At 71.1% G+C, this 22,322-nt stretch carries 18 protein-coding genes and 1 other RNA gene; 18 read left to right on the top strand and 1 reads right to left on the bottom strand.

The window, feature by feature from the left end; all coding sequences use genetic code 11:
* The first annotated feature begins 53 nt into the window (after positions 1 to 53).
* The 3 genes from ACFWVV_RS26900 (at position 54) to ACFWVV_RS26890 (ending at position 3,854) form a co-directional block, all read left to right on the top strand.
* Positions 54 to 1,304, top strand: coding sequence for a serine/threonine-protein kinase (locus ACFWVV_RS26900; RefSeq protein WP_384355057.1), 1,251 nt, complete (start codon positions 54 to 56; stop codon positions 1,302 to 1,304).
* Between the two features lie 256 nt (positions 1,305 to 1,560).
* On the top strand, positions 1,561 to 2,667 hold the full coding sequence (prfB, locus tag ACFWVV_RS26895; RefSeq protein WP_384355059.1) for a peptide chain release factor 2: 1,107 nt from the start codon (positions 1,561 to 1,563) through the stop codon (positions 2,665 to 2,667).
* Between the two features lie 371 nt (positions 2,668 to 3,038).
* Positions 3,039 to 3,854 (top strand): hypothetical protein, encoded by an 816-nt coding sequence (locus ACFWVV_RS26890; RefSeq protein ID WP_384355061.1) that lies wholly within the window; start codon positions 3,039 to 3,041, stop codon positions 3,852 to 3,854.
* A gap of 211 nt (positions 3,855 to 4,065) precedes the next feature.
* Here ACFWVV_RS26890 and ACFWVV_RS26885 read toward each other — a convergent pair whose 3' ends face one another.
* Entirely contained in the window at positions 4,066 to 4,260 is a 195-nt protein-coding gene (locus ACFWVV_RS26885) for a hypothetical protein (RefSeq protein ID WP_384355063.1), read from the bottom strand.
* Positions 4,261 to 4,514: 254 nt separating this feature from the next.
* Between ACFWVV_RS26885 and ftsE the strand changes: the two genes are divergently transcribed.
* The 15 genes from ftsE to ACFWVV_RS26810 all read left to right on the top strand — a co-directional run bounded on the left by ftsE (position 4,515) and on the right by ACFWVV_RS26810 (position 21,970).
* On the top strand, positions 4,515 to 5,204 hold the full coding sequence (gene ftsE, locus ACFWVV_RS26880; RefSeq protein WP_384355065.1) for a cell division ATP-binding protein FtsE: 690 nt from the start codon (positions 4,515 to 4,517) through the stop codon (positions 5,202 to 5,204).
* Positions 5,205 to 5,214: 10 nt separating this feature from the next.
* Positions 5,215 to 6,135 (top strand): permease-like cell division protein FtsX, encoded by a 921-nt coding sequence (ftsX, locus tag ACFWVV_RS26875; RefSeq protein WP_384355067.1) that lies wholly within the window; start codon positions 5,215 to 5,217, stop codon positions 6,133 to 6,135.
* A gap of 97 nt (positions 6,136 to 6,232) precedes the next feature.
* A complete protein-coding gene (locus ACFWVV_RS26870) occupies positions 6,233 to 7,420 on the top strand; it encodes a S41 family peptidase (protein WP_384355069.1) in 1,188 nt (395 codons plus the stop codon).
* Positions 7,421 to 7,438: 18 nt separating this feature from the next.
* Positions 7,439 to 7,930 (top strand): SsrA-binding protein SmpB, encoded by a 492-nt coding sequence (gene smpB, locus ACFWVV_RS26865; RefSeq protein ID WP_384355071.1) that lies wholly within the window; start codon positions 7,439 to 7,441, stop codon positions 7,928 to 7,930.
* A 123-nt stretch (positions 7,931 to 8,053) separates the two neighbouring features.
* Positions 8,054 to 8,423: a transfer-messenger RNA gene (gene ssrA / locus ACFWVV_RS26860) on the top strand.
* Between the two features lie 449 nt (positions 8,424 to 8,872).
* Positions 8,873 to 9,748 carry a hypothetical protein gene (locus tag ACFWVV_RS26855; protein WP_384355073.1) on the top strand — a complete coding sequence of 292 codons (876 nt, stop codon included), beginning with the start codon at positions 8,873 to 8,875 and terminating at the stop codon, positions 9,746 to 9,748.
* A gap of 16 nt (positions 9,749 to 9,764) precedes the next feature.
* The gene (locus ACFWVV_RS26850) at positions 9,765 to 11,984 is read left to right on the top strand and encodes a bifunctional polysaccharide deacetylase/glycosyltransferase family 2 protein (RefSeq protein ID WP_384355075.1); all 2,220 of its coding nucleotides are present in this window, start codon (positions 9,765 to 9,767) and stop codon (positions 11,982 to 11,984) included.
* Positions 11,981 to 13,939: an acyltransferase family protein gene (locus ACFWVV_RS26845; protein ID WP_384355077.1), complete on the top strand. Its 1,959-nt coding sequence runs from the start codon at positions 11,981 to 11,983 to the stop codon at positions 13,937 to 13,939. Before ACFWVV_RS26850 ends, ACFWVV_RS26845 begins: the two co-directional genes overlap by 4 nt.
* A 97-nt stretch (positions 13,940 to 14,036) precedes the next feature.
* Positions 14,037 to 14,576: a GNAT family N-acetyltransferase gene (locus ACFWVV_RS26840; protein WP_384355079.1), complete on the top strand. Its 540-nt coding sequence runs from the start codon at positions 14,037 to 14,039 to the stop codon at positions 14,574 to 14,576.
* A 238-nt stretch (positions 14,577 to 14,814) separates the two neighbouring features.
* Positions 14,815 to 15,399: a CGNR zinc finger domain-containing protein gene (locus ACFWVV_RS26835; RefSeq protein WP_384355081.1), complete on the top strand. Its 585-nt coding sequence runs from the start codon at positions 14,815 to 14,817 to the stop codon at positions 15,397 to 15,399.
* A gap of 239 nt (positions 15,400 to 15,638) precedes the next feature.
* Positions 15,639 to 16,226, top strand: a complete 588-nt coding sequence (locus tag ACFWVV_RS26830) for a sigma-70 family RNA polymerase sigma factor (RefSeq protein ID WP_384355083.1) — start codon at positions 15,639 to 15,641, stop codon at positions 16,224 to 16,226.
* Positions 16,223 to 17,011: an anti-sigma factor family protein gene (locus ACFWVV_RS26825; RefSeq protein WP_384355085.1), complete on the top strand. Its 789-nt coding sequence runs from the start codon at positions 16,223 to 16,225 to the stop codon at positions 17,009 to 17,011. The genes ACFWVV_RS26830 and ACFWVV_RS26825 overlap by 4 nt, the downstream gene beginning before the upstream one ends.
* A gap of 61 nt (positions 17,012 to 17,072) precedes the next feature.
* Entirely contained in the window at positions 17,073 to 19,472 is a 2,400-nt protein-coding gene (locus tag ACFWVV_RS26820; protein WP_384355087.1) for a HelD family protein, read from the top strand.
* A 416-nt stretch (positions 19,473 to 19,888) separates the two neighbouring features.
* Positions 19,889 to 21,322: an NAD-dependent malic enzyme gene (locus ACFWVV_RS26815; RefSeq protein WP_384355089.1), complete on the top strand. Its 1,434-nt coding sequence runs from the start codon at positions 19,889 to 19,891 to the stop codon at positions 21,320 to 21,322.
* Between the two features lie 366 nt (positions 21,323 to 21,688).
* A complete protein-coding gene (locus ACFWVV_RS26810; protein ID WP_003954777.1) occupies positions 21,689 to 21,970 on the top strand; it encodes an HU family DNA-binding protein in 282 nt (93 codons plus the stop codon).
* Positions 21,971 to 22,322: the final 352 nt, after the last annotated feature.

Genomic DNA, 22,322 nt, shown 5'->3' with positions numbered 1-22,322 from the left:
GCTCCGTCGGCGGCGTACTTTGAGGACCGACGCCAGCCGCTGAGGGAGCAGTCTTGGCACGGAAAATCGGCAGCCGGTACACCGCCCACCAGATCCTGGGGCGCGGCAGCGCGGGCACGGTGTGGCTCGGCGAGGGACCCGAAGGGCCCGTCGCCATCAAGATGCTGCGCGAGGACCTCGCCTCCGACCAGGAACTCGTCGGCCGCTTCGTCCAGGAGCGCACCGCCCTGCTCAAGCTGGACCACCCGCACGTGGTGGCCGTCCGCGACCTGGTCGTCGACGGCAACGACCTCGCCCTCGTGATGGACCTGGTCAGGGGCACCGACCTGCGCACCCGCCTGGACCGCGAACGCAGGCTGGCCCCGGAGGCCGCGGTGGCCATCGCCATCGACATCGCCGACGGTCTCGCCGCCGCGCACGCCGCCCAGATCGTGCACCGCGACGTCAAGCCGGAGAACGTCCTGCTCGACATGCAGGGCCCGCTCGGCCCCGGCGGCGCGCACCCCGCCCTGCTCACCGACTTCGGCGTAGCCAAGCTGATCGACACCCCGCGCCGCACCAGGGCGACGAAGATCATCGGCACCCCGGACTACCTGGCGCCGGAGATCGTCGAGGGCCTGCCGCCGCGCGCCGCCGTCGACATCTACGCGCTGGCCACCGTCCTGTACGAGCTGCTGGCGGGCTTCACCCCGTTCGGCGGCGGACACCCGGGCGCGGTCCTGCGCCGGCACGTCACCGAGACCGTCGTCCCGCTGCCCGGCATCCCCGAGGAGCTCTGGCAGCTGATAGTGCAGTGCCTGGCGAAGGCGCCTGCCTCGCGGCTGCGGGCCTCCGAACTGGCGGCCGGACTGCGGGAACAGCTGCCGCACCTGGCGGGCATGCCGCCGCTGGACGTCGACGAGCCCGAGGCCGAGGGCACGGCCGCCGGGGACTCCGTACCGTACGAGGCGGAGGGCGGGCAGAGCGCCGAGCCCGCGCGGCCCCGCCGGGGGGCGGTCCCGCTGGTGCCCGGCTCCACGGCCGACTCCAACCGGGACACCCACACCTCGATGCGGGTGCCCGCACCGGACGAGCTGGCGGGCGGACCGCTGGGCACGGCCAGGGTGCCCCGCGCCCCGGGGGACAGGCGGCCCGGGTCCGCCCGGCACAAGTCCGAGCTGCGCCGCCGCCGGCTGATCATGACGACGGCGGGGGTGGCCCTGCTGGCCGCACTCGGGGTCGGCGGCTGGCTGGCCGTCACCTCGGCGGACGAGGACGCCCCGCCCGCACCGGACACCAGCCAGTCGGCACCGGCCCTGCCCTGAGGGCCGGGAAGGACCGGGGCTCCGGGCCGCTCGGGCGGTACGGACCACGGCTCGCGGCCCCGACCGGCCGGGCGGACCACGGCTCCTGCCACGCCGGACGGGCAGACCACGGCTCCTGCCACGCCGGACGGGCAGACCACGGCTCCCGGCCGCGTCGGACCGGACGGAGAACGGAGGCCCGCGGAAACGCCCGGCCGGCCGGGCCGAAAAGGGCTCCCGGGCCGGTCCCGATCCCGTACCGGTTACGCTGGTGCACGTGGCAGTCGTCGATGTATCCGAAGAGCTGAAGTCCCTCTCCTCGACCATGGGGTCGATCGAGGCCGTCCTGGACCTCGAGAAGATGAGGGCCGACATCGCCCTGCTCGAAGAGCAGGCCGCGGCGCCGTCCCTGTGGGACGACCCGGACGCCGCCCAGAAGATCACCAGCAAGCTCTCGCACCTCCAGGCCGAGCTCCGCAAGACCGAGACGCTCCGCAGCCGGATCGACGACCTCTCGCTGATGTTCGAGATGGCCGCCGACGAGAGCGACGCGGACGCCCTCGCCGAGGCGGAGACCGAGCTGGTCTCGGTGCGCAAGGCGCTGGAGGAGATGGAGGTCCGCACCCTCCTCTCCGGCGAGTACGACGAGCGCGAGGCGCTGGTCAACATCCGTGCCGAGGCCGGCGGCGTGGACGCCTCCGACTTCGCCGAGCGCCTGCAGCGCATGTACCTGCGCTGGGCCGAGCGGCACAACTACTCCACCGAGGTCTACGAGACGTCGTACGCGGAAGAGGCCGGCATCAAGTCGACCACCTTCGTCGTCAAGGCGCCGTACGCCTACGGCACGCTCTCCGTCGAGCAGGGCACGCACCGCCTGGTGCGCATCTCCCCGTTCGACAACCAGGGCCGCCGCCAGACGTCCTTCGCGGGCGTCGAGGTGCTCCCGGTCGTGGAGAAGACCGACCACATCGACATCGACGAGACCGAGCTGCGCGTCGACGTCTACCGCGCGTCGGGCCCCGGCGGCCAGGGCGTCAACACGACCGACTCGGCGGTGCGCCTCACGCACATCCCGACCGGCATCGTCGTCTCCTGCCAGAACGAGCGTTCCCAGATCCAGAACAAGGCGAGCGCCATGAACGTCCTCCAGGCGAAGCTCCTCGAGCGCCGCCGCCAGGAGGAGAAGGCGCTCATGGACTCCCTCAAGGGCGACGGCGGCAACTCCTGGGGCAACCAGATGCGTTCGTACGTCCTGCACCCGTACCAGATGGTCAAGGACCTGCGTACGGAGTTCGAGGTCGGCAACCCGCAGGCGGTCCTCGACGGTGAGATCGACGGCTTCCTGGAGGCCGGCATCCGCTGGCGCAAGCAGGGGGAGAAGTAGCGAATCCGGCGTCAAGCCGAGGAGAGCGCCGGACCCCGACGGGTTCCGGCGCTCTTCCGTTCCCGCCGCGGAGCACGGATATGTCACAGGGCTGTGCACATCGGGCGGGCAAGTGACACCAAATCAGGCATCGCGGTCGGAACGACCTTGACGTGCTTCTCGCGGCTGGGGGAGTGTGGCGGGCAGCATGCGTATGTCTGGGGCGGGTGTGAACGGGGGCGAGCAGGCGGCCTCTTGAGATGTGGTCCCGTGAACTGACATCCCCGCCAAGGCCATTGCCCCTGCATAGCTGCTCCATCGACGCACCAATTCGTAGAGCAAGCCGACGAGCCCGCCCATGGGCGGGCTCAGCTACTGGGGGTAGCAACCAGATGACCAACAAGATGCGGGTCCGCGTCGCGCGGATAGCTGCCGGTGCGGTGATCGCCGCCGGTGCCTCGCTGACCGCCGCGGGTGTCGCCCAGGCCGTCGGACCCGACACGGGCGCGGGCGTGCAGGTCGACGCCGGTGCCGTCCAGGTCAACGCCGGGATCGACGCCGCCGACCCGGGCGACCCGGCCGACCCCGGCGTCCCGGCCGACCCCGCGGACCCCGCGGACCCGGCCGACCCCGCCGACCCGAAGCCGCCCACGGACCCGACGGACCCGAAGCCGCCGACGGACCCGAAGCCGCCCACGGACCCGACGGATCCCAAGCCGCCGACGGACCCGTCCGACCCCAAGCCGCCCACGGATCCCACGGACCCGAAGCCCCCCACGGACCCGACGGATCCCAAGCCGCCGACCGACCCGAGCGACCCGAAGCCGCCGACCGATCCGACGGATCCCAAGCCGCCGACGGACCCCACCGACCCGAAGCCCCCCACGGACCCGACCGACCCGAAGCCGCCGACGGACCCGAAGCCGCCGACCGACCCGACGAAGCCGCCCACCGGCGACCCGTCGGCCCCCGGTAGCACCACGGGTGGCACGGGCAGCACCGGCCAGACCGGAGGTGCCGGCGACAACACGGACGTCGACAGCATCGCCAACCGTCCCGTCGAGCAGGCCCAGCCCAAGGACGAGCTGGCCGCCACCGGTGCGGGTGACACCACGCTCCTGCTGGTGGGCGCCGCGACGATGATCGCGGGCGGCATCGCCTTCCGCTTCCTGCCCCGCCTGAGCGGCAACGGCAGCAACGCGGCCTGACGCAACGCCGGAGTCCGGTGTGCCCGTACCGGTACGGGCACACCGGTACGGGCACCCCCGTACGGGGGTGCCGTCCGGGCACCCCGGCAGGGCAGTCCGCACCGCACGCGGCCATGAAGAAGGAGGGGCCCGGAGCGCGTATCAGCGCTCCGGGCCCCTCCGTGCTTCCTCGGTTCCGAGTACCCCAGGGCTCCGCGCGCCCCTGGGGCGGTTACGCGGCCTGGTGTGCCACCAGTGCCATCGCAGCGACCAGTATCACCAGCAGGGACACCAGCGCCGCCGGGCTCAGCTGTGCGAAGGGGCTCTCCTGCTGCTCCAGACGCTGCCTGCTCGCCCGGCACGTCGGGCATCGGCCCTCGGCCACCGGCCCCGCGCAGTTCGCGCACACCAACCGGTCATAGGTCATGCGCTCTCCTCCTCGGCTACCGGCCGTACGGAATCGTTCTCCCGCGTTTTCCCCGCGTTCTCTCCCTGACAACGCCCGGAGAAACACATCCGTTCCCCTCCACTGTGCCAGCCGGTCGCCACATCCGCGCGGTCCGGGGCACACGGCCCCCGGCAAACCGGAGCAAACCCCTCACCGGCGGGCAGCAGCCTGCGGGCGCGCGGCCGGGTCGCGTATGGTCACGCTCACCTACTCCCGGCGACCGTGGTGCACCTGTGATCCGATTCGACAACGTGTCCAAGTCCTACCCGAAGCAGAACCGTCCCGCACTGCGGGACGTCTCCCTGGAGGTCGAGAAGGGCGAGTTCGTCTTCCTGGTCGGGTCCTCGGGCTCCGGCAAGTCCACCTTCCTGCGGCTGCTGCTGCGCGAGGAGCGCGCCAGCCAGGGCCAGGTGCACGTCCTGGGCAAGGACCTCGCGCGCCTGTCCAACTTCAAGGTGCCGCAGATGCGCCGCCAGCTCGGCTGTGTCTTCCAGGACTTCCGGCTGCTGCCCAACAAGACGGTCGCCGAGAACGTCGCCTTCGCGCAAGAGGTCATCGGCAGGCCGAAGGGCGAGATCCGCAAGGCCGTCCCCCAGGTGCTCGACCTGGTCGGCCTCGGCGGCAAGGAGGACCGGATGCCCGGTGAGCTCTCCGGTGGTGAGCAGCAGCGCGTGGCCATCGCACGGGCCTTCGTCAACCGCCCCATGCTGCTGATCGCGGACGAGCCGACCGGCAACCTCGACCCGCAGACCTCCGTCGGCATCATGAAGCTGCTGGACCGCATCAACCGCACCGGCACCACTGTGGTGATGGCGACCCACGACCAGCAGATCGTCGACCAGATGCGCAAGCGCGTCATCGAACTCGAGAAGGGCCGTCTCGTACGCGACCAGTCTCGCGGCGTCTACGGCTACCAGCACTGAAAGGACGCCGATGCGCGCCCAGTTCGTCCTGTCGGAGATCGGTGTCGGTCTCCGCCGGAATCTCACGATGACCTTTGCCGTCATCGTCTCCGTGGCTCTCTCCCTGGCCCTGTTCGGTGCCACGCTGCTGATGCGCGACCAGGTCAGCGACATGAAGAGCTACTGGTACGACAAGGTCAACATCTCGATCTACTTCTGCAACAAGAACGACGCGGAGACCGGCGTCCCGCAGTGCGGCAAGGGCGCGGTCACCGCCGACCAGAAGAAGCAGGTCAAGACCGACCTGGAGAAGATGGACGTCGTCGAGAGCGTCTTCTACGAGAACGCGGACCAGGCGTTCAAGCACTACAAGGAGCAGTTCGGCGACACCCCGATGGCCAACGTCATCACGCCGGACCAGATGCAGGAGTCCTTCCGGGTCAAGCTCAAGGACCCGCAGAAGTACAAGGTGGTGGCCACCGCCTTCGCAGGACGGGACGGCGTGCAGTCCGTCGAGGACCAGCGCTCCATCCTCGACCAGCTCTTCGCCCTGATGAACAGCATGAACGTCGCCGCGCTCGGTCTGATGTTCCTGATGCTCGTCATCGCGTTGATGCTGATCATCAATACGGTGCGCGTCTCGGCGTTCAGCAGACGGCGGGAGACCGGCATCATGCGGCTGGTCGGCGCGTCCAGCTTCTACATCCAGGCGCCGTTCATCATGGAGGCCGCGGTCGCCGGCCTCATCGGCGGCGTCCTCGCCTGCGTCCTGCTGGCCGTCGGCAGGTACTTCCTGATCGACCACGGTCTGGCGCTCGCCGACAAGATGGAACTGATCCAGTTCATCGGCTGGGACTCCGTCCTCACCAAGCTGCCGCTGGTGCTCGCGATCAGTCTGCTGATGCCCGCGCTGGCCGCGTTCTTCGCGCTGCGCAAGTACCTGAAGGTGTGAACCGGGCCGCCCCGGAGCGGCCCTCATCCCGCACTCCCCCGTGCCCCGTAAGGCAACACGCCGTACGGGGCACGGCGTTTGTCCTAGACTTCTCGCCATGCCTGGACCGGAATTCGGTGTCCGGCCCCGCGGACTCTGCCGTGGGGCGGCCCTGTCATTGGTCCTGGCGGGCGCGCTGGCCACCGTCTCGGCGACCGGTTCCTGGTCGTACGAAGAGGCGAGGGAGCCCGCTCCGGCCGCCGGGCCCGTCTCCGCCCAGCGGGCCGGGGCCACCGCGGACGCGGTCGCCAGGGCCGCCGCCGAGGCGGTCGCCGACGGCAAGTCCGGCAAGGAGGCGGCCGAGGAGGCCGTCAGCCGCAGCGGCGACCGGTGGGGTGCGGTCTACGACCCTTCGGAGTACCGGGAGTTCGAGCAGTCCCTGGGCGGCGAGTACACCGGCGTCGGCCTGGTGGCCAAGCGCGGCGCCGACGGCCGGGTCCGGGTGGCCGGGGTGCGGCCGGGATCGCCGGCCGCGAAGGCAGGTGTACGGCGGGGCGACCGGCTGCGCAGCGTCGACGGACACCGGGTCGAGGGCCGGCCCGTCACCGAGGTCGTCTCGCTGCTGCGCGGCGAGACGGAGAGCGGCCGACGGGCTCGGGCGGGTACCCCGGTGGCCCTCGGTCTGGTGCGCGGCACGCGCGCGTGGACCGAGAGACTGCACCGGGCCACCCTGGCCACCGAGGCGGTCACCGTCGAGGACCTCCCCGACGGCGCCGTACTGATCAGAATCGCCTCCTTCACCAAGGGCTCCGGCGAGCGGGTACGGGACGCGGTGCGCCGCGCGCCCCGGGGCAAGGGCGTGCTGCTCGATCTGCGCGGCAACCCGGGCGGCCTGGTGAGTGAGGCGGTCACCGCGGTCTCCGCCTTCCTCGACGGCGGTCTGGTGGCGACCTACGACGACCGGGGAAGACAGCGGGCGCTGCACGCGCGGCCGGGCGGGGACACCGACAGGCCGGTGGTCGCGCTCGTCGACGGCGGGACCATGAGCGCCGCCGAGCTCGCGGTGGGCGCCCTCCAGGACCGCGGCCGGGCGCTGACGGTCGGCTCGCGCACCTTCGGCAAGGGCTCGGTGCAGAAACCGAGCAGGCTGGCGGACGGCTCGGTGGCCGAGCTGACGGTCGGCCACTACCGCACTCCCGCGGGCCACAGTCTCGACGGCCGGGGCATCACCCCCGACCTGGTGGTCACCGCGCGGGCCGAGGAACGGGCCCGGACAGTATTGAGTGGCCTTCAGGGGGGCTCGTAGTGCGAAAATGACCGCACTATGGCTAAGGAAAAGGACCCCCAGCGCAAGATCATCGCGCAGAACAAGAAGGCCCGGCACGACTACACCATCATCGACACCATCGAGTGCGGTGTGGTGCTGATGGGTACCGAGGTGAAGTCCCTGCGGCTCGGCAGGGCGTCGCTGGTGGACGGCTTCGTGCAGATCGACGGCGGCGAGGCGTGGCTGCACAACATCCACGTACCGCTGTACTCGCAGGGCACCTGGACCAACCACGCGGCCAGGCGCAAGCGCAAGCTGCTGATGCACCGGGCGGAGATCGACAAGCTGGAGTCCAAGTCGAACGAGAGCGGCCACACCATCGTGCCGCTCGCGCTCTACTTCAAGGACGGCCGGGTCAAGTGCGAGATCGCGCTCGCCAAGGGCAAGAAGGAGTACGACAAGCGCCAGACGCTCCGCGAGAAGCAGGACACCAGGGAGACCAACCGCGCGATCGCGGCGGTCAAGCGCAAGGAGCGCGGCCAGCTGTAGGCTCCGCCGGAAACGCGGGCAGCTGCGGGCTCCGGCGGAAATAGGGTTGGCATCGTCGGGCACCCGTCCCGTACGATGGCTACTGCACCCCACCTGGTGGGGCGCAGCTTGAAAAATCAACATGGGGATGATCGGTTTCGACAGCGGATGTCGAAGCAGGGGAAGCGTGTCGAGGAAGCGGCAATGATCTCGTAAACCATATGTCGCAACCAATAATCGCCAATACCAAGCGCGATTCCTTCGCCCTCGCTGCCTAAGTAGCGACTTGCGAAGTGTCAGCCCGGGGGTGATCCCGACCCGGATCCTGGCATCATCAAGGGATCTAAACTCACCGTCCCGGTCACGGGGACGGTGAGGAAATCAAACAGTGACTGAGCCCGTCGGAGACTTGTCTGCGTGATCTCCGGGGCCGAGAAAATCGCAGCAGACTGCACACGGAGAAGCCCTGATTCTGCACCGTTGGACGCGGGTTCGATTCCCGCCATCTCCACAATTCCCATGGTTGAGCGAAGGCCCGGCCGCCACTGGCGGCCGGGCCTTCGTCGTGTCCGGACGAGCTGCCGGCCCTGCTTCGGCCCGCGGCCGCCGGGCCGCCTGGCCGCCTGGCCGCCTGGCAAGGATGTTCGGGGGCGTGTCGTGACCTGTGACAACTGAGGAGCCCGAGGGTTGTAGGGCTTGACTGTCATATGCGTCACGTGATGTCTTATCCACCCCATAAATGTGGGTCAAGCAGGTCAAATCGGGCACGGAATGACCCGTTCCGGACCTTGATATGTCATTGATGTGTGACAACTGTGCACTCGCGATAAGCAGCATCACCCGGGTGCGCTACATTCATCCTCCGGGTGCAGTGTGATAGGGGCGCTTGGACGGGTGGGGGCCCGGTCCCAAGAGGTCGTCCAGAGAGTCGCGCGCGCCCACCGATGAATCAGTCAGTGGGGGATGCGGACAGCTGTGAACAACATGCGCAAGGGTGCCGACACCGGGCAGACCCGACAGATACGCCAGATACGCGACGTGGACGACCGGACCATGCAGCTCGACTCCGTCGGGCCCGGGTTCGCTCGCCGCGACGACCAGGGACCCGTACTGCCCGAGCTGTCCGTGGAGAGCAGCGACGGCCCGGTGTTCGTCGACGAGAGCGGACGCCGCGGAAAGAAGTTCCGCAGGCTGGGCTGGGTGGTCGGCGCCGTCTGCGCCGTGTACGCGGCCATGCTGATCGCCTCCCTCATCGGCGGCACCTCCCTCGCTCCCGGCCTGTTCCTCCCCGGCGCCAAGTCCGAGGAGAAGGCCGAGAAGGTCAAGTCCGAGCCCAGCCCCGCCCCCTCTGTTCCCAAGGCCGGTGACCTCCCCCCGGTCGGCGGCAACCAGCTCCCCGGCAACCAGGGCAGCCAGACCCCCGGCACCAACGGCAAGGTGCCCGCCGGCGGCACCAAGGCGCCGGACACCAAGAACCCCCCGGCGGGCACCAAGCCGCCCGCCGACCCGGCCGACAAGCCCGGTAACGCCGCGGCGGCCGCGGCCGGCGGCGGGGCAGCTCCCGGCGGCGGCGCTGCTCCCGGTGGCGGAGCAGCGCCTGGCGGCGCTGCTCCCGGCGGTGGGGCCGCTCCCGGCGGGGCAGCTCCCGGCGGTGGCGCGGCCCCGGGCGGCGCTGCTCCCGGCGGCGCGGCCGACGGCAACGTCGCGGACGGCGGTGCAGCTCCCGGTGGTGCGGCCGACGGCAACGTGGCAGACGGCGGTGCAGCTCCCGGTGGTGCGGGCGAACCCCCGACCTCAGACCCCGAAACTCCCGTGGATCCCGTCACCCCGGCTCAGTAGAAGGCACGGCACGTAGATGTCCAACCCTCGCAGGCGTTCCTCCCAGGGCGCCCGCCGCTCAGCCACGCGCTCACGCACGCGCACCCGGCGGCGCCGGCTCCCGATGCGGTACCTGTTGCCGTCGCTGGTGCTCGTCGCCCTGATGGCGATGCTGATGCTGCGCGGCTACGTACACAACGAGATCGAGTCCGACCAGCGCGGTGCCCGCGAAGCCACCGACCAGAACCTGGTGCCGGACAGCATCCGCAAGGGCGGTCCGGTCATCGACACCCGGAACCCCGAGAAGCTCGAGGCGCGGCACGTACAGGACAAGCACGTCGTCATCACCTTCGACGACGGTCCGGACCCCAAGTGGACCCCCAAGGTCCTGGACAAGCTCAAGGAGTACAACGCCCACGGCGTCTTCTTCGTCGTCGGTTCCAACGCCACCCGCTACCCGGACCTCGTCAAGCGCATCGTCGACGAGGGCCACGAGATCGGGCTGCACACCTGGAACCACCCCGACCTGTCGTACAAGACCAAGAACGGCATCGACTGGCAGTTCTCGCAGAACCAGCTCGCGATAGCCGGCGCGGCCGGGGTGCACACCTCGCTGTTCCGGCCGCCGTACTCCTCCTTCTCGTACGCCTTCGACAACGCCAACTGGCCGGTCGCCGAGTACGTCGGCAAGCTCGGCTACCTCACCGTCGTCAACGACACCGACTCCGAGGACTGGAAGGCCGAACACAGCGTCCAGGAGATCATCAAGCGCGCCACGCCCAAGACCACCAAGGGCACGGTCGTGCTGATGCACGACTCGGGCGGTGACCGCTCGCGGACGCTGAAGGCGCTGGACCAGTTCCTGCCGGACATGCAGAAGCGCGGCTTCCAGTTCACCACCCTCACCCAGGCGCTCGGCGCCCCCAGCGCGCACACCCCGGTGACGGGGCTCGAGCTGTGGAAGTCGAAGGCGTTCCTCGCCGCGATCACCGTCTCCGACGGCATCACCGACACCCTGACGTGGGGTCTGGCGATCGTCGGTTCGCTGGTCATCGCCCGCTTCGGGCTGATGCTGATCCTCTCCTTCGCGCACGCCCGCAAGGTGCGCAAACGCGGCTTCCGCTGGGGGCCGCAGATCACCAGACCGGTCACCGTGCTGGTGCCCGCGTACAACGAGCGCGAGTGCATCGCCAACACCGTGCGCTCGCTGATGTCCAGTGACCATCCGATCGAGGTCATCGTCATCGACGACGGCTCTAACGACGGCACCGCCGACATCGTCGAGCAGATGCGGCTGCCCAACGTCCGCGTCGTGCGCCAGCTGAACTCCGGCAAGCCCGCCGCGCTCAACAACGGCATCCGGCACGCCCGTTACGACATCATCGTGATGATGGACGGCGACACCGTCTTCGAGCCGTCCACCGTCCGCGAGCTGGTCCAGCCGTTCGGCGACCCGCGCGTCGGCGCGGTCGCCGGCAACGCCAAGGTCGGCAACCGGGACTCGCTCATCGGTGCCTGGCAGCACATCGAGTACGTGATGGGCTTCAACCTCGACCGCCGCCTCTACGACATGCTCGGCATCATGCCGACCATCCCCGGCGCGATCGGCGCGTTCCGCGCGGACGCCCTGCACCGGGTCGGCGGCATGAGCGAGGACACCCTCGCCGAGGACACCGACATCACCATGGCGTTCCACCGCGACGGCTGGAAGGTCGTGTACGCGGAGGACGCGCGCGCCTGGACCGAGGCGCCGGAGTCCGTGCAGCAGCTGTGGTCGCAGCGCTACCGCTGGTCGTACGGCACCATGCAGGCGATCTGGAAGCACCGCAGGGCGTTCATCGAGAAGGGCCCCTCGGGCCGCTTCGGGCGGATCGGCCTGCCGATCGTCTCGCTCTTCATGATCGTCTTCCCGCTGCTCGCCCCGCTGATCGACATCTTCCTGGTCTACGGCCTGGTCTTCGGCCCGACCGGCAAGACCGTCATCGCGTGGTTCGGCGTGCTGATGCTCCAGGTGGTCTGCGCGGCCTACGCGTTCCGGCTGGACAAGGAGAAGATGACGCATCTGCTCTCCTTCCCGCTCCAGCAGATCCTGTACCGCCAGATCATGTACGTCGTCCTGCTCCAGTCCTGGATCACCGCCCTCACCGGCGGCCGGCTCCGCTGGCAGAAGCTGCGCAGGACCGGTGTGGTCGAGGCGCCGGGGGCCCTGCCGGGCCAGCGGCGCGACGCCGATCAGGAGAGGTGGCCGGTCGGATGAGCCACGGATATCCGGGGGCGGACGGCAACGGCTACCCCGACGACACGGAGTACGACGAGGACGGCTTCCCGCGCCGGCTGGACGGGCCGCACGCGCAGCCGCCCCAGCAGGGCGGCGGCGGTGGCTGGCCGCAGGTGCGCAACAATCCCGGCCCCTCCATGTACGCCCAGGGAAACGGCCAGGGCCAGCAGGGCAACGGCTACCCGCAGGCGTACCCGCAGAACGGGAACCCCCCGCAGCAGACGCAGGGCGGCGGCTGGCCGCAGCTGCCGGGCAACCGGCGCGCCCAGGGCGGGATCCCGCAGGCCGGGATCCCGCAGCAGCAGGGCGGTTACGCCCCGCAGGAGGGGGCCCGCTCCCCGGGCGCCGCGTACCCGGACGCCAGTTACGCCAACCCGGGCTATGCGGAACCGGGCTACCCGGAGCCGGGATACGCGGAACCGGGACACGCGGAGCCGGGCTTCGCGGAACCGGGCTTTGCGGAGCCGGGTTACGCGGAGCCGGGCCGTGCGGGCCCTTCCCCCGCGGGTCCCGCGTACGGCGAAGGCCCCACCACGACGTTCCCGCAGCAGGAGGAGACCCCCGCGTTCGCCCGGAGCGCGGTCGGTGCGCAGACCCGGCAGCAGCCGGCCTGGGGCCGCGCACCCGAGGCCGGCGGCGCGGTGGACGACCCGTACGGGCCCGGTACGTCCGCGTGGCCGGAAGCGGCCGATCCGGCCTCGGCGCCGGAGGCGGACTCCGGTGCTCCGGGAGCCGAAGCGCCGGACAAGGACGCCCCCGAGGCGGCCCCGAAGAAGCCGGGCCGCGACCGCTACCTCGACCTGCTGCGTTCCATCGCGCTCGTCCGCGTGGTGCTCTTCCACGTCTACAACCAGGCGTGGATGACCGTCGTCTTCCCGTCCATGGGCGTGATGTTCGCGCTCGCCGGCTCGCTGATGGCGCGCTCGCTCGGCGCCAGGTCCGGCGCGCAGGTCATCAAGAGCCGCATCCGGCGACTGATGGTGCCGGTGTGGGTGTTCTCGATCGTCACCCTCGCGCTGATCTTCAACGGCGGGTGGAAGCCCACCGCCGGCGAGGACGGCGACTCCATCATCTGGTGGTGGATCAAGCTCGCCTGGTGGTTCGTGCCGGTGGGCGCCCCGACGGGACCGGCCGAGGCCGGCTCCGAGGGCGGCCTGCTGGGCCTCGGCTGGGCGGAGCAGACCTCGGGGCCGCTCTGGTACATCCGGGCGTACCTGTGGTTCGTGGTGCTGTCGCCGCTGATGCTCAAGGCGTTCAAGAAGCTGCCGTGGGTGACGATGCTGGCCCCGCTCGGCATCTCCGTGGTCATCGGCCTGGAACTGGTCCAGATCCCCGGCGAGACCGGCAACGCGATCAAGGACTTCTCGACCTTCGCGTCCTGCTGGATCCTCGGCTTCGCCCACAACGAGGGCACGCTGAAGAAGCTCAAGGCGTACATGATCCCGTCGTTCGCGGCGGTGCTGATGGGCCTGGGCCTGTGGTGGGCGGGTACGCACCCCGGTGAAGTGCCCTGGAACTTCGACGAGATCGCGGTGGCCAACGCCCTGTGGTCGCTCGGCTTCTGCGCGGTCCTGCTGCACTACTCGCCGTCCTGGCAGGAACTCCCGGGCAAGCTCAAGGGGTTCGACACCCCGATCACCCTGGCCAACAACCGGGCCGTGACGATCTACCTCTGGCACGAGATGGCGATCATGCTGGCCATCCCGGTCATCGACCAGATGTGGGGCCTTCCCGTGGTGGGCGAGCTGATCAGCCCGTACCTGGGGAAGCTGTACCAGGTCCTGATGTTCATCCTCGCGTGGCCGCTGATCGCGGTGGCGATCGCCTCGTTCGGCTGGGCGGAGGACGTCGCGGCGAAACGCAAGCCACGTCTCTGGCCGAACGGCGCGAAGAACGCGAAGGGCGCAAAGAAGAAGAGCACCGACGCGCGCTGATCCGCGCACCCGCGTCACACACGACGCCCGTCCGCCCCCGCACCGGGGCGGACGGGCGTTCGTGCGTCGCACGCCGTTCCTTCCGTACGGTACGGGGATGATCCTCGACGGCATGGAACTCCGCCCCGCGACCCTCGACGACGCCCCGGCCCTGGCCGAGGCGATCCGGCTCAACCGTGCGCACATGCGGCCCTGGGAGCCGCGGCGCCCCGAGTCCTTCTACACGCCGCAGGGGCAGCGCGCCCGGCTGACGGGGCTGCTCGCCGACCGGGACGCCGGGCGCGCCGTGCCGTGGCTGCTGGTGGACGGGGAGCGGGTGGCCGGCGGGATCACCCTGACCAATGTGGCGTACGGGCCGTTCCGCAGCGCTCAGCTGGGCTACTGGATCGATGCCGGGTGCGGCGGCCGGGGCCTGGCCACGGCCGCCGTGGCACGGGTGTGCGACCTGGCCAGGACCGAGCTGGGGCTGCACCGCATCGAGGCGGCCACGCTGCTGACCAACGCGGCCTCCCAGCGGGTGCTGGAGAAGAGCGGCTTCGAGGACATCGGAGTGGCGGGGAAGTACCTGCACATCGACGGGGAGTGGCGGGACCACCGGCTGTTCCAGCGCATCCTGCACGACGGGCCGCCGGAGTAGGCGGAGCGGGGCGTACGGAGCCGGGGGAGCGGGGGCGGCCATGCGGAGCCGGGAGAGCGGGGACCGGCATGCGGAGCCGGGAGAGCGGGGGCGGGGCGTACGGAGCCGCAGCAGGCCCTCGACGGCCACGGTGGGTCCGGCGCCCCCACACCGGCACCGTACGCGCGCGGCACCGGGGGTTCCGGTGCGGGGCGGCTGCGGGCACTCTGGGAGTACGGCGATCCCGGAGGGCATCGGCATGGGCGCGGGTGGTGTGGGCGGCACGTACGCATGGTGGTTCGACTCCGGGCGGGTCTGTCTGGACCTGCTCGCGACCCGGACCCGCAGCGAGGAACTGCTGAGCTCCCCCGGCAGGCTGGGGGAGTGGCTGGCCGGCAGCGGCCTGCTGCCCGCCGGTACCCGGCTGCGGGGCGCCGACGACGAGTGGGTGCTGCGGGTTTGCCAACTACGGGAATGCATAAGGGAGTTACTGGCAACAGGGCGAAGCTCCGAGGCCGCGCTGGAGCAGGTCAACGCCCTTGCCGCGGTGCCCCCGCCCGCGCCCCGGGCCGTCCGCGCGCCCGACGGTTCGCTGGTGCGCGCACTGGCCGCCGAACCCCGCTGCGAACAGCTCCTGGCGGCCGTGGCCAGGGACGCCGTCGCCCTCCTCACCGACCCCGCCGCCCGCAACGCGCTGCGCCGCTGCGAGGGCGACCACTGCCCCCGCCTGTACCTCGACACGTCGCGGGGACACCGCCGCCGCTGGTGCTCCAGCGAGGTCTGCGGCAACCGGGAGCGCGTCGCCCGCCACCGGCGCAGGGCGGCGGTGGCGGCCCAGTCGTGAGGGGCACGGCGCGGGGGTGAGCCGTACGGGCGGACGCGCCCGACGGCCGGGCCCACGGGCCCCGCCGTCCGTACCGGCGGACGCTCCCGCCGGCCCCGCCCACGGGCCCCGCCGTCCCCGTGCCGCAGGGCCCGGCGAAAGAATCATGGGCCCCGTTGAGTCGTCCGTACCCGCTCCCGCGTACCGGAGGGCGACGCATTCCGGGAGGTTCCCGGAGTGACTCGACCGGGAGGGCGAAGGTGCGCGAGGATACCGCCGTGGCCGATGACCGTCCGAGGCGGGCGCGGCATCGCAGCGCCGGGAAGCGCGCCGACTCCCCTTCCCCGGAAGAGGAGTTGATGCGTTCGCTGTACCGCGAACACGCCGGCGCCCTGCTCGCCTTCGTCACACGTCTCGTCGCCGGTGACCGCCAGCGGGCCGAGGACGTCGTGCAGGAGACGCTCATCCGTGCCTGGAAGAACGCCGGTCAGCTCAACCGGGCGACCGGTTCCGTCCGCCCCTGGCTGGTGACGGTCGCACGGCGCATCGTCATCGACAACCACCGCAGCCGGCAGGCCCGGCCGCGCGAGGTCGAACCGTCGCCGCTGGAGGTCATGCCCGCGGAGGACGAGATCGACAAGGCGCTGTGGTTGATGACGCTCAGCGACGCACTCGACGATCTGACACCGGCCCACCGGGAGGCGCTCGTCGAGACCTACTTCAAGGGCCGTACGGTCGGCGAGGCCGCCGAAGTCCTCGGCGTACCCAGCGGGACCGTGCGGTCCCGGGTCTTCTACGCGCTCCGCTCGATGAAGCTGGCGCTCGAGGAACGAGGAGTGACGGCATGACTCCCCCGGACACCACCCCGCCGGAGCGCCGGCGCGTCGACCCCGGTCCTGATCACGACGCCGTCGCCGCGTACTGTCTCGGCATCCTGGACGCGGGCGAGAGCGCCGCCTTCGAGGCGCACCTCGCGGGCTGCGGCCTGTGCGCCGCCCAGCTGGAGGAGTTCGCCGGACTGGAACCCGTACTGGCCGCCCTGAGCGAACCGCCGGGGCCGCCAAGGGAGTTGACGCCGCCGAGTCCGGCCCTGCTGACCGGCCTGCTCGGCGAGGTCACCGCCCGGCGTGCGCGGCGCACCCGGCGCGGACTGTACCTGGCCGCGGCCGCCGCGGCGGTCGTCATCGGCGGCACCGGCGCGGTCGTGCTGGGCGCCGACGACGGCGGCCGGTCCGCCGTACGGGCGCTGCCCGACCCGCACCCCACCAGTCCCGCCGAGGACGCCTTCTTCCACCACATGACGAAGAAGACCGAGGCCACCGACCCGGTGACCAGGGTCGGCGCCACCGTCGGCACCGAGGCCAAAGGCTGGGGCACCCACACCGTCCTGGAACTGAGGAACGTCAGGGGCCCGCTCAAGTGCCGCCTGATCGCCGTCTCCAAGAAGGGCGACGAGGAGACCGTCTCCAGCTGGTCCGTCCCCGAGTGGGGATACGGAATCCCCGGCAGCCCCCGGGAGAGCGCCAGAAGCCCGCTGTACATCCACGGCGGCGCCGCCATGGCGGCGGGCGACATCGACAGGTTCGAGGTCCGGACATTTGACGGCAAGTCTCTGGTGAAAGTCGAGGCCTGACATAACGGTCCCCTTCGCGTACGGTTGACGGCTGCCCAATGCACGTCAGAAGGGGGCCTCGGTGGCCGCGCAGGATGCCGCTGTCGATTCGGTCCGTGACCGGGAAATCGGCGCGGAGCAGGATCATCTGGATCGGGTGTACCGCCGTCTTGAGGAGAAGATCCACGAGGCCGAGTTCCTGATGAACGACGCCGCCAAGCGGGGTCAGGTGGGCACGCCCGGCGCGCTCGCCGAGCGTGACGCGCAGGTCTTCCGGGCGGGGGTGCACCTCAACCGTCTCAACAACGAGTTCGAGGACTTCCTCTTCGGCCGGATCGACCTGCTCCACGGCAAGGACGGCAAGAAGGGCGAGGACGGAGCCTTCACCTCCGTCGAGCCCGCCGACGACGCGGTACGGGAGGACGCCCACGGGGCGGTGAGCGCCGACATCGGCGAGACCCTGCACATCGGGCGCATCGGGGTCCTGGACTCCGACTACGCCCCGCTGGTGATCGACTGGCGGGCACCGGCCGCCGCGCCGTTCTACCGCTCCACCCCCAAGGACCCGGGCCGGGTGGTCCGCCGCCGGGTGATCCGCTCCAAGGGCCGCCGGGTGCTGGGGGTCGAGGACGACCTGATGCGGCCCGAGCTGACCGCGTTCCTGGACGGCGAGAAGCTGGCCGTGCTCGGTGACGGCGCGCTGATGGCCGCCCTCGGCCAGGCCCGCAGTCACACCATGCGCGACATCGTCTCCTCCATCCAGGCGGAGCAGGACATGGTCATCAGGGCCCCCGCCGCCTCGGTCACCGAGGTCGCGGGCGGCCCCGGTACCGGCAAGACGGCCGTCGCCCTGCACCGGGCCGCCTACCTCCTCTACCAGGACCGGCGCCGCTACGCGGGCGGCATCCTGATCGTCTCGCCGACCCCGCTGCTGGTCTCGTACACCGAGGGCGTGCTGCCCTCGCTCGGCGAGGAGGGCCAGGTGGCGATCCGGGCGCTCGGCTCGCTGGTCGACGGGGCCGAGGCGAGCACGTACGACGAACCGCACGTCGCCCGCATCAAGGGCTCGTCCCGCATGCTGAAGGTGCTGCACAAGGCGGCCCGGGGGGCCCTGGAAACCCCCGCCGCGCCCGCCCACGGGGCAGCCGATGAGGAGGACGGCCAGCTGTCCTTCGGCGGCTTCGCCGACGACGCCGACGACGGCAACGACGACGGCGCCGAGCAGAGACCGGCCGTGCGGACCGACCTCCTGCGGGTGGTCGCCTTCGGTTCCCGCCTCGAACTGGAGGCCGCCGACCTCCAGCGCATCCGCAACAACGTCCTCAGCGGCACCGCCCCCGTCAACCTGCTGCGTCCGCGCGCCCGCAAGCTGCTCCTGGACGCCCTCTGGTCCAAGTCCGGCGGCCGCGGCCGGCACACCGACCCCGAGCTGGCCGCCGAACTGCGTTCCTCGTTCGACGACGACGTCTCGTCGGAGGACTCCTTCCTGGCCTTCCTGGACGCCTGGTGGCCCGAGCTGACCCCGCGCGGGGTGCTCGCCTCGATGGCCGACGAGAAGCGGCTCGGCCGGTGGGCGCGGCGCGTCCTCAACCCGCGCGAGGTGCGCCAGCTGGCCCGCTCGCTGGGGCGCGAGGAACTGTCCGTCCACGACGTGGCCCTGCTCGACGAACTCCAGCTGCTGCTCGGCACCCCGGCCAAGCCCAAGCGCAAGCGCGAGTACGACCCGCTGGACGCGCTCACCGGCCTCGAGGAGCTCATGCCGCAGCGCGAGGAGACCCAGTGGGAGCGCGCCGAGCGGCTGGCAGCCGAGCGCACCGAGTACGCGCACGTCATCGTCGACGAGGCGCAGGACCTCACGCCCATGCAGTGGCGGATGGTCGGCCGGCGGGGCCGCACCGCCACCTGGACGGTGGTCGGCGACGCGGCCCAGTCCTCCTGGACCGACCCGGCCGAGGCCGCGCAGGCCCGCGACGAGGCGCTGGGCTCGCGCCCCCGGCGCACGTTCGAGCTGACCGTCAACTACCGCAACCCGGCCGAGATCGCCGAGCTCGCGGCGAAGGTGCTCGCACTGGCCGCCCCGGACATGAAGTCCCCGCGCGCGGTGCGCTCGACCGGCGTGGTCCCGCGCTTCGCCGTCGCGGGGGACGACCTGGAGACATCCGTACGGGAGGAGGCCCGGCGGCTCCTGGAGCAGGTGGACGGCACCGTCGGAGTGGTCGTCGCCATGAACCGCCGGCTCCAGGCACGCCGCTGGCTCGCGGACCTGGGCGAGCGGGTGGTCGCGCTCGGCAGCCTGGAGGCCAAGGGCCTCGAGTACGACGCGACGGTCGTGGTGTCCCCGGCGGAGATCGCGGACGAGTCCCCGGCCGGGCTCAGGGTGCTGTACGTGGCCCTGACGCGCGCCACGCAGCAGCTCACGCTGGTGTCGGGGAAGCGGGACAGCCCGGACCAGGACGGTGTTCCCGAACTGCTGAGGGGCTGAGCGGGCGCTGCCCGCGGGCCTGAGGGGCAGTCAACCGGCTGTGCGGTCTTCACTCCCAGGGGGAGGGGCAATCCCCAGGAGGGTTTGTTAGTCTCGATGGTGACACCGGCTCGATCCAAGCCCCCGGGCCCAACCTTAGTCGCTCAGAGCGACCACTTGCCGCGAGGCGAGCATGGCGGGCCGGTGTCGCCCTTCTTCGCACACAACAGGTCCGGACCGTCGGAAACGACGGTCCGGACCTGTTGCTTTTGGGGCTTCCGCTGAGCCGGGGGTTTCTCGTATGGTGGAAAACAGTTTCCGAAAGCGGAGCGCTCATTAACTGCTACCCGCCGGTAGGTGCGACGATCGGACTGCGCCGCCCGGCCTCCCGGCAGTCGGCGCAGCAATGAAGCCAGGAAAAGCAGAGGAAGTCGGCCATGGCAACGGCGCCCAGCGTCTCGTACTCGATGACGGTCCGACTGGAGGTACCCGCCAGCGGGACCTCGGTCAGCCAGCTCACCTCGGCCGTCGAAGCCTCCGGCGGCTCCGTGACCGGCCTCGACGTCACCGCGTCCGGTCACGAGAAGCTGCGGATCGACGTCACGATCGCCGCCTCCTCGACCTCGCACGCGGACGAGATCGTCGAGAAGCTGCGCGGCGTCGACGGCGTGGTGCTCGGGAAGGTCTCCGACCGTACGTTCCTGATGCACCTCGGCGGCAAGATCGAGATGGCGTCCAAGCACCCCATCCGCAACCGTGACGACCTCTCGATGATCTACACGCCGGGTGTCGCCCGGGTCTGCATGGCCATCGCCGAGAACCCCGAGGACGCCCGTCGCCTCACCATCAAGCGCAACACCGTCGCGGTCGTCACCGACGGTTCCGCCGTGCTGGGCCTGGGCAACATCGGCCCGATGGCGGCCATGCCCGTGATGGAGGGCAAGGCGGCCCTCTTCAAGCGCTTCGCCGACATCGACGCCTGGCCGATCTGCCTGGACACCCAGGACACCGACGCCATCGTCGAGATCGTCAAGGCCATCGCCCCCGGCTTCGCGGGCATCAACCTGGAGGACATCTCCGCGCCGCGCTGCTTCGAGATCGAGGCCCGGCTGCGCGAGGCCCTGGACATCCCGGTCTTCCACGACGACCAGCACGGCACGGCGATCGTCGTGCTCGCCTCGCTGACCAACGCGCTGCGGGTGGTCGGCAAGTCCATCGGTGACGTACGCGTCGTCATGTCGGGCGCGGGAGCGGCCGGTACGGCCATCCTGAAGCTGCTCATCGCGGCCGGTGTCAAGCACGCGGTCGTCGCCGACATCCACGGCGTGGTGCACGCGGGCCGCGAGGACCTCGTCTCCGCCGACCCCGAGTCGCCGCTGCGCTGGATCGCCGACAACACCAACCCCGAAGGGGTGACCGGCACCCTCAAGGAGGCCGTGGTCGGCGCCGACGTCTTCATCGGCGTGTCGGCCCCCAACGTGCTGAACGGGGACGACGTGGCGGCCATGGCCGAGGGCTCCATCGTCTTCGCGCTCGCGAACCCGGACCCCGAGGTCGAGCCCGCCGTCGCCCGCCGGACGGCCGCGGTCGTGGCGACGGGACGCTCCGACTTCCCGAACCAGATCAACAACGTGCTGGTCTTCCCCGGCGTCTTCCGCGGTCTGCTCGACGCGCAGTCCCGCACCGTCAACACGGAGATGATGCTGGCCGCCGCCTCGGCCCTCGCCGACGTCGTCTCCGAGGACGAGCTGAACCCGAACTACATCATCCCCTCCGTCTTCAACGACAAGGTCGCGGGAGCCGTCGCGGGCGCCGTCCGCACGGCCGCGAAGGCCGCCGGGGCGACTGTGACGGGTCCCACGTCTGCCTGACGCGCGGCGCGTCGCGGGTCTCCGCGCCCTCGGTGCCCCTCTAGGGTGGCGGGCAAAGAGCCTGGCAGCGCCCCGTGAAGGAGCGCTGCGGCCCGTAGACAGTCCGCAGCAGCGGGGTCGACGGAGCGTCACCACAAGAGGCAGTGACGCTCCCTGAGTGGCCTTCGGGTGACTCTGCCGGGTGCCGGATTGGCTTTCCCGCCGCTGGTGGGGGCAGGATGCGTAATCGGGCGCGAGGGTCTGGAAGTCAGACCCGGGTCCGGGGACCGTCCTAGGGCCCTGGCAGCATCGGCTTCGCTGTGCCCCACACGCGGCCCCGCCGCGTGGCACACGCCTCACAGGCAAGAAGAACACGGGAGTAACAACATGAACCGCAGTGAGCTGGTGGCCGCCCTGGCCGACCGCGCCGAGGTGACCCGCAAGGACGCCGACGCCGTGCTGGCCGCGCTCGCCGAGACCGTCGGCGAGATCGTCGCCAAGGGCGACGAGAAGGTCACCATCCCCGGCTTCCTGACCTTCGAGCGCACCCACCGTGCCGCTCGGACCGCTCGGAACCCGCAGACCGGCGACCCGATCCAGATCCCGGCCGGTTACAGCGTGAAGGTCTCCGCGGGCTCCAAGCTCAAGGAAGCCGCCAAGGGTAAGTAACACCCGAAGGCAACAGCAGTACCAGGCTGGACCGAAAGGGGCGGCCGTCCGGAACACGCCGGGCGGGCGCCCCTTTCGGCATGCCGGGGGCGTGACGGGCGGGGCCGCCGGGGACGGAGGGGGCGCTGGGACCAGCGGCGGACTCCACGCCGCGGTGACGGGCGTCGGGGACGTTGACGCCCCTCGCGGGGTGCCGGATCGTGGAAGGGGCCGGGCCGTGCCGGGTCGGGCCGCCGGGGTCCGGGGCGCGGGAGGTCCGGGACCCGGGAGCGGCCGGACGGGCGCGCCCGGTCCGGTACATCATCCGCGGGTGCGTCCTGCCCGGCCGTACGGTTCGCACGCCCCGCCGGAC

It is taken from the genome of Streptomyces sp. NPDC058663, from assembly GCF_042716745.1.
GTDB lineage: Bacteria > Actinomycetota > Actinomycetes > Streptomycetales > Streptomycetaceae > Streptomyces.
Note: the sequence above shows the minus strand (reverse complement) of the source record. Positions and strands in the feature narration are given on the sequence as shown.